Here is a 6,964-nt window from a genome sequence, read left to right as displayed (position 1 = left end):
GGGCGGCCGGCGCCCCGGATGTCAGGGCAGGAAGCGACCGCTCACCGCGGCGGCGATGCGCTGGTACCCCGAGGCGGTGACCCGCACGAACAGGTCGAGCAGCTTGGCCTCCCAGCCGATGAGCACCCGGCCGTGACCGCGGGCGGCGCCGTCGAGGATGGTCTCGGCCGCCATCTCCGGGGTGTGGATGGCCAGCTTGCGATCGAAGTCGGCGGCGGTGCGCTTGGCGTCGATGCCCTCGGCGTAGGTGGCGTTGCGGGCGACCGCGGTCTTGATGCCGCCCGGGTGCACGCAGGTCACCTTGACCGGCGCCTTCGCGATCAGCATCTCCTGGCGCAGCGCCTCGGTGAATCCCCGCACCGCGAACTTGGCCGAGTTGTAGGCGGCCTGGCCGGGCACCGCGATCAGGCCGAACAGGCTGGACACATTGATCACGTGACCGTCGCCGGACTCGATGAGCATCGGCAGGAACGCCTTGGTCCCGTTCACCACGCCCCAGAAGTCGACGTCCATGACACGCTCGATGTCCTTGAACTCGGTGCGCGTCACCTCGCCGTGGAAGGCGATGCCCGCGTTGTTGTAGACCTGGTGCACCACGCCGAAGTGCGCCTTGACCTCGTCGGCGTAGAGCAGCACCCGTTCGCGCTCGGTCACGTCGAGTCGGTCGGACTTGATCTCGGCGCCGTAGCGCTCGCAGCGCTTCACGGTCTCGGCCAGGCCGTCGGTGTCCACATCCGACAGCGCCAGTTTCGCGCCACGACGGGCCAGCGCCTCGGCCAGTGCCCGGCCGATGCCGGACCCGGCGCCGGTGATGACACAGACCTTGCCCTCGAAGTAGGCATCCTTGTTGCTCACGTCGTTCAGACTTTCGGTTCGGCGGGAACGGCGACGGGCTCGGCGGCGGAGCCCTCGGTCGCCTCGGTCTCGGTCGCTGCGTCCGTGGTCGTGTCGTAGGCCGCCACGTCGAAACGCTTGGTCAGACTACGGAAACGGAAGGTGAAGTCCGGCCACAGCGTGGTGTTGTTGCCGTGCTTGTCCAGATACCAGCTGGCGCATCCGCCGGTGTTCCACACCGACGCGCTCAGCTTGGCCTGCAACTCGCGGTTGTAGGCGTCCTGCGCCTCGCGGCGCACCTCCACCGTGCGCAGCTGCCGCCGGTCGATGGTGGCCAGCGCGTCGGCGATGTAGTTGATCTGCGATTCGATCATGTACACCATCGAGGTGTGGCCGAGGCCGACGTTCGGCCCGAGCAGGAAGAACATGTTGGGGAAGTTGGCGATCGCCGACCCCTTGTAGCCCTGTTGGCCGATGTCGTCGAAGACCTCGCTGAGCGTGCGCCCGTCCTTGCCCACGATGGTCTCGTAGGTGGGGGAGTCGGTGACGTGGAAGCCGGTGGCCACGATCAGCGCGTCGATCTCGCGCTCGGTGCCGTCCTTGGTGACGATCGAGTTCGGCCGGATCTCGGCGATGCCGTCGGTGATCAGGTCGACGTTCGGCCGGTCGAGCGCCGGGTAGTAGTCGTTGGAGATCAGCATGCGCTTGCAGCCGATCCGGTAATCCGGGGTGGCCTTGCGGCGCAGCTCGGGATCGCGGATCTCCATGCGCAGCTTGGCCTTCGACAGCAGCTGGAAGCCCTGCATGAGGGCGGGGAACTTGGCCAGGCCGACCACCTGCGTCTCGCGCGCGGCGTAGATCGCGGCGCGCGAGAGCTTCTGGACGCCGGGAATGTGCTTGAAGGCCAGCCGCTCCGGCAGCGTGTACGGCCGGTCCATGCGCGGCAGCAGCCACGGCGCCGTGCGCTGGTAGACATCCAGGTGCGCGACCTTGCCCGCGATGGCGGGCACGATCTGGATCGCCGAGGCGCCGGTGCCGATCACCGCCACCCGCTTGCCGGTCAGATCCGCCTCGTGGTTCCAGCGCGCCGAGTGGAAGATCTCGCCGGCGAAGTCGTTGATGCCCTTGATGTCCGGCAGGTTCGGCTCACACAGCGCGCCCACCGCCGAGACCAGTATGTCGGCGGTGAACTCGCCCTTGTTCGAGCTGATCTCCCAGCGCGCGGTCTGCGCGTTCCAGCGCGCGCCGGTGACATCGCAGCCGAACAGGTGCCTGTCGAGCACCTCGTACTTCTCGGCCACCGAGCGGATGTAGGCCTGGATCTCGCCCTGCCGGGAGAACGAACGCGACCAGTTCGGATTGGGCGCGAAGGAGTACGAGTACAGATGCGAGGGCACGTCGCAGGCCGCGCCGGGGTAGGTGTTGTCGCGCCAGGTGCCGCCGACATCGTGGCCGCGCTCGAGCACCAGATAATCGGAGCGCCCCTGCTGCTTCAGCCGGATCGCCAGGCCGAGGCCGGCGAACCCGCTGCCGATGATGATGGTCCTGACGTGCCGGGGCCCGCCCTGTCGATTGTCGGCAGCGGCTCCGGTCGCGGGAAGGTTGGTACTCACGTCGGTGGCTCCTGTCACGACAGTACTCGGTTCGACGGCTCTCGTTACGACAGCATTGTCTGTAACTTTGCGACTCATATAACTGAGACTAGGGCCCTACTGAGCCCGAGTCAACAGTTGTTGAGCATCGTTCAGTATGCTCGTGGCGTGAGTACCCGCGACCGCACCCCGAAACGCACCAGGCTCAGCCCGGAGGAACGGCGCAGTCAGCTCATCGCTCTCGGCGTCAAGATGCTCGGCGAACGCACCCCCGAGGAGATCTCCATCAGCGAGATCGCGGCCCAGGCGGGCATCTCCCGCGGCCTGCTCTTCCACTACTTCCCCACCAAGCACGACTTCCTGCTGGCCGTGGTGCAGCACGCCAACACCGACCTGCTCGACCGCATCACCCCCGACCCCACCGTCGACGTGCTCACCATGCTGCGCGACTCCATCCGCCGCTACATCGACTACGTCGCCGAGAACCGCACCTCCTACCGCGCCCTGCTCCGCGGCCCCACCAGCGTCAGCCCCGACCTGCGCCCCCTGGTCGACAGCACCCGCGAAGCCGTCATCGGCCTCATCCTCACCGAACTCCCCCTCGACCTGCCCGAAGCCCGCCTCACCCGCCTGCGCCTCGGCCTGCGCGGCTGGGTCGCCTTCGTCGAGGAGACCACCTTGACCTGGCTGGGCGAGGAACCCATCACCCGCGACGAGCTGGTCGAGCTCCTCGTCGACTCCCTCGTCGGCTTCGCGCGCGCCCTCGAACCCGCCCTCGTGGACGCGCTCCTCGGCGCCGATTCCACCGTCGCCTGACCAGCGCGCCCACCCGGCTCGCCCCTTACCCCCGCCCGCGCCCGCGCAGCAGATAGACCAGCGGCACGACACCCGCCGAATTCACCACCGCCAACGCCGTCGCCCACCCCCGCTTCGACCCGCGAACCTCCCCCGCCGGCCTGCGCGCCAGATCCACCAGCGCCACCACCCGCAGCACCGTGTCAACCGCCGTGCCGACCACGATCAGCCTGCGCGTCCGCTCGCTCAGCTCGCTCCACTTCCGCTTCGCCATGTGCGACTCCATCTCTCTACCGGGGCGGCGGGGCACCGTGCCGCCCCGGAGATTCTCACCCGACGACAGCGGTCGCCGGGAAATCGCCACACGTGTCCCAGCTCTCTCCGACCACCGGGCCGGTTGTGGTCACAGGCATTCGAACGGCTCCCCGGCCCTCCCGCTTGCTCCCAACGACTACGGGGCCCCAGGCGTGTCTGTCGTTCACTTCTCCCGCATGGCGCCCGTGTTCGCGTCGTATCCGATCGGGGTATCCGGTAGCAGAAAGTTGCCGAACCTGAGGCTCGGGTTCAGGTCGTTCCACCAGACCGCCTGGACAGGTCTCCCTTCCGTCATGAACACCGTGACACCGGAGCCGGGGAGGTCCGAATTGCCACTTCCCCGTGGCAGACCGGTGAAGCAGTCCAGGTGGACATCGTCGCCCGCCTTCCTCGTCAATGTCGCGTCGGTGGTGAGATCGTTCAGGTAGATGACTCGGTCCCACCCGGCTGACCACCCGGCGGAAGCAGCGACTTCTCCGACGGTAGTGGAATCCACTCGACGCCCGGCGGCGTCGTCGAAAGCGCCCACCAGTGCGTCGGATGATCCGAGCGGCTCGTCGCCACCCCGGAGGTCGAAGGTCCCCCAAGAACACGAGGACCGCGGAGGAGTGGTCTCGACGGCACTGCATCCGGTGCCGAGCGAGGCGAGTGCGACAACTACGGCGGCAGCGGCGCCGAGCAGGACAGGGGATCTCCGCATTTCATTTTCCGTTCGGCATGGGCACTCCGGCGCCGGGAAGGATCGTGTTCTCACCGGGGGCGACGGAGTTGCTGAACGCCACTTGACCGCCGTCGGGAGTCTTCTGGATGACTAGCGCTTGATTGTTGTCGATCGCTTCCCGGATTCTCTGTTGTAGCTCCTCTGGACTCGCATCCATGTTCTGCGCGCCGATGGTGCGGCCGAGTTCGTTGTTGTAGAGGTCCATGGCCTCTCGTCCGGCCGGATTGCCGTCGATCATTTCATGTGCGCTTGCGAAGGTGCTCGTCCACTCCTCGCCGAACTCCTGTGTCATGCGAGCATTCCAATACGCGTGACGGAACGCGTCGGCATGCCCATCGGAAAGGGAAAGCCTGTTCTTGTCGTCGTCGAGTTCTGGGTACGCGGTGGACGCTGCGGCGATCGCTTCGTCTTTGATCGCGTAGAAGGTTTTCAGATTGAGAGGCCCGTCCGGCGGGGATGTGGCGAGGTCTGCCAATGCTGCCGCTTCCTCCTTGGTCATCGCTTTCGGCTGGAACTCCGGGTCGTACGTCCGAAGGATGTCGAGGAGTGTGCCTGAGGGGAAGACGATCATCTCGTCCGACGCGGACACCTGGTACTCCCGGAGGATGCGGGCGAGTTCCGGGTCGCTGGGCATCGAGATCAAGGCTTCGCGTACCGACTTCGGAAGGTTCTCCAGAACGCGTGCGACTTTGGCGTTGTATCCCATGTCGGCGGTCCAGATGTCGTTCAACGCACCCTGCAGAGCAGCCTGGTAGGCACGCCGTGTTCTCTCGACGGACAAGGATTTCACCAGTCCGGTGACGACACTCTCGTCCACCCAGTCCATGACCGACTTCCGCGAGAACACCTGCCCGTCGTCGGTGCGGAACAGCTCGTAGGGGGATTCCTCGATACTGCGGACGGTGTCCTGGATCGTCTGGGACGCCGAGCGAAAGATGGAGGCGATCTCACGAATCGGGTCTCTCAACGCGTCGATCGCGTCGACCGTGGCGAGGGCATTCCGTCGGTCGGCCTCGAACCGAGTGCGCATCGCCTCGCCGGCTTCACTGTCGAAGTAGTCGCGCGAGTTCTGCACATCGCGGCTCGCCGCTTCGATATCGGTCTCGATCGTGTTGGCCAGTGACCCCAATTCGGTCGGCAAGCGCTCCGCAGCGCTGACCTTCCAGCCCAGAACGACGGCAACCGTTATCGGATTATTGTCGGTCATCGCGGACCCATCCGTTCGATCGAGTTCGCGGTGGCATTGTCCTGGACCTCGTACGCGGTGGCCGCAGTCTCGATGTCGACTGCGACGACCCGCATCTGGTCCGCGTGGTATCTGACGATCTTGTCCAGTGTCTCCAAGACTTCTTGGACGCGGGCGAATGTCTGCGATTCCTGGAGACCGTCGCGTGCCGCGTCGCGAGTACTCTTCGCCAACGGCTGATGCCCTTCGACGATCCCTGCTCGCCAGCGCACCCGTGTGGCGAGTTCGCGCATCTGCACAGGATCTACATTCACCACGTTCCCCTCAGGTTCTCGCGTTCCTTCGCAGCCCGGTGCAGAAGCCTGGCCTCCTCGAGTGCCTCGGAGTGCGCTCGTCGATGACAGTCGGCGACGAGTCGAGCAAAACGCTCGGGCCCGCGTTCCATCGCGAAATCCGAGAGCCGCAGCGACGTGATCTCACCGTAGAGATCCACTTCCATGTACACAGCGCCATCTGGGGAGACAGCTTTGCCCCGGATCCGGCCGATGGTGGTGTTCAGCTCGACAATCCGGTCGAGATCCTCATGCATCGTGCCGCCGCGCGAGTGCCAGGTCGGATTCGAGAGCCTCCAGAGCTTGTCGGACAGCCGCGGCCCGAGCCGTCCTATGCGCTTCGACAAGGGTCGCGGCCAGGTGGTCCGGCCCCGCGTCCATCGCGTAGTCCGCGACGTAGAGGCTGGTCAATCTGCCGATCGCGTCGCACTCGAGGTGGACGCTCCTATCGCTGGAAGTCGACTCTCCTCGGATCTCCGCGATCCGTCGATCCAGCCCGCTCTCAGCTCTATCGGTAGTCAAGAACCCTCAGTCTCCCCTGCTGGGCAACGTCTGAACCGCCGCCCCTGGAAACCCTATCTAACGCCTGGTCGACATGTAAAATGCTCGCAGACAGCATAATTCGGGTGCATCGTAGTATCAGACGTCGAAGAACCCCTGATCGGCGTACCCGTGCAGCACGCGCCGAATGGCGTCGACCTCGGTGGCGATCTGATCGAGCACTTTGATCCCGTCCTGCCGAGATAGGTGAGCGCGGCGGGGAACATGTTCATGTGGAGGTCGGGACGGTCGAGGATGGTCTCGAAGATCCCGGTGCCCGAGGCGCGGCGCAGGAACGGGTCCAAGTCCAAGTCGGCCCCGGCGTACTGCGCGACCACCTCGCAGACCTTCTCGGCGGGTCGGTTCGAGCACAGACTCAAGTCGCCGCGGCACCGTGAACGGCAGGATCACCTTGCCGTAGTCGGACTGCTTGTAGTCGCCCCGTAGCAGATCGGCCACCGACCATGCGTGGTTGGCGAGCTGGGTGTGAGTCTCGGTGTCCACTTAATACTGCAACGACACTCAGGTGAGTGGGTGGCCTCGTCGCCGGTAGTGGGATAGCCGGGCTTGGTGTTGTCGTCGGCGGCGCCATCGTGACCAGGCCCAGACGTGGCCGGGGTCGTGGTGGCGGGGCAGGACCAGGGCGACG

At 65.8% G+C, this 6,964-nt stretch carries 9 protein-coding genes; 1 reads left to right on the top strand and 8 read right to left on the bottom strand.

Translation table 11 applies throughout. The features are described from left to right. Nucleotides 1–21 precede the first annotated feature (21 nt). Entirely contained in the window at nt 22–855 is an 834-nt protein-coding gene (locus QH283_RS04835; protein WP_280501807.1) for an SDR family NAD(P)-dependent oxidoreductase, read from the bottom strand. Nucleotides 856–860: 5 nt separating this feature from the next. Continuing rightward, a complete protein-coding gene (locus tag QH283_RS04830; RefSeq protein WP_414689716.1) occupies nt 861–2,525 on the bottom strand; it encodes a flavin-containing monooxygenase in 1,665 nt (554 codons plus the stop codon). Nucleotides 2,526–2,594: 69 nt separating this feature from the next. Between QH283_RS04830 and QH283_RS04825 the strand changes: the two genes are divergently transcribed. Further along, nucleotides 2,595–3,242, top strand: a complete 648-nt coding sequence (locus QH283_RS04825) for a TetR/AcrR family transcriptional regulator (protein WP_280501805.1) — start codon at nt 2,595–2,597, stop codon at nt 3,240–3,242. 25 nt (nt 3,243–3,267) lie between these two features. On the opposite strand, the gene QH283_RS04820 is transcribed toward QH283_RS04825, so the two are convergent. From QH283_RS04820 to QH283_RS04795, 6 genes are all read right to left on the bottom strand, one after another. After that, a complete protein-coding gene (locus tag QH283_RS04820) occupies nt 3,268–3,495 on the bottom strand; it encodes a DUF5652 family protein (RefSeq protein WP_280501804.1) in 228 nt (75 codons plus the stop codon). A 204-nt stretch (nt 3,496–3,699) separates the two neighbouring features. After that, complete coding sequence (locus QH283_RS04815) at nt 3,700–4,065, bottom strand: hypothetical protein (RefSeq protein ID WP_280501803.1); 366 nt, start codon at nt 4,063–4,065, stop codon at nt 3,700–3,702. Nucleotides 4,066–4,237: 172 nt separating this feature from the next. Further along, nucleotides 4,238–5,464: a DUF6973 domain-containing protein gene (locus tag QH283_RS04810; RefSeq protein ID WP_280501802.1), complete on the bottom strand. Its 1,227-nt coding sequence runs from the start codon at nt 5,462–5,464 to the stop codon at nt 4,238–4,240. Then, nucleotides 5,461–5,736, bottom strand: coding sequence for a hypothetical protein (locus QH283_RS04805; protein WP_280501801.1), 276 nt, complete (start codon nt 5,734–5,736; stop codon nt 5,461–5,463). The genes QH283_RS04810 and QH283_RS04805 overlap by 4 nt, the downstream gene beginning before the upstream one ends. A 17-nt stretch (nt 5,737–5,753) precedes the next feature. Further along, entirely contained in the window at nt 5,754–6,032 is a 279-nt protein-coding gene (locus QH283_RS04800; RefSeq protein ID WP_280501800.1) for a hypothetical protein, read from the bottom strand. A gap of 382 nt (nt 6,033–6,414) precedes the next feature. Continuing rightward, nucleotides 6,415–6,819 (bottom strand): type I restriction-modification system subunit M N-terminal domain-containing protein, encoded by a 405-nt coding sequence (locus QH283_RS04795; protein WP_280501799.1) that lies wholly within the window; start codon nt 6,817–6,819, stop codon nt 6,415–6,417. Nucleotides 6,820–6,964 lie beyond the last annotated feature (145 nt).

Source organism: Nocardia farcinica (assembly GCF_029867845.1).
Classification (GTDB): domain Bacteria; phylum Actinomycetota; class Actinomycetes; order Mycobacteriales; family Mycobacteriaceae; genus Nocardia; species Nocardia farcinica_A.
The sequence above is the reverse complement of the archived record's forward strand: the minus strand, read 5'-3'. Positions and strand labels throughout refer to the sequence as shown.

Coding starts and splice junctions, on each gene's coding strand:
- QH283_RS04830 (WP_414689716.1), bottom strand. CDS start 2,525: ATGAGTCGCAAAGTTACAGACAATGCTGTCGTAACGAGAGCCGTCGAA.
- QH283_RS04800 (WP_280501800.1), bottom strand. CDS start 6,032: ATGCATGAGGATCTCGACCGGATTGTCGAGCTGAACACCACCATCGGC.
- QH283_RS04820 (WP_280501804.1), bottom strand. CDS start 3,495: ATGGCGAAGCGGAAGTGGAGCGAGCTGAGCGAGCGGACGCGCAGGCTG.
- QH283_RS04810 (WP_280501802.1), bottom strand. CDS start 5,464: ATGACCGACAATAATCCGATAACGGTTGCCGTCGTTCTGGGCTGGAAG.
- QH283_RS04805 (WP_280501801.1), bottom strand. CDS start 5,736: ATGCGCGAACTCGCCACACGGGTGCGCTGGCGAGCAGGGATCGTCGAA.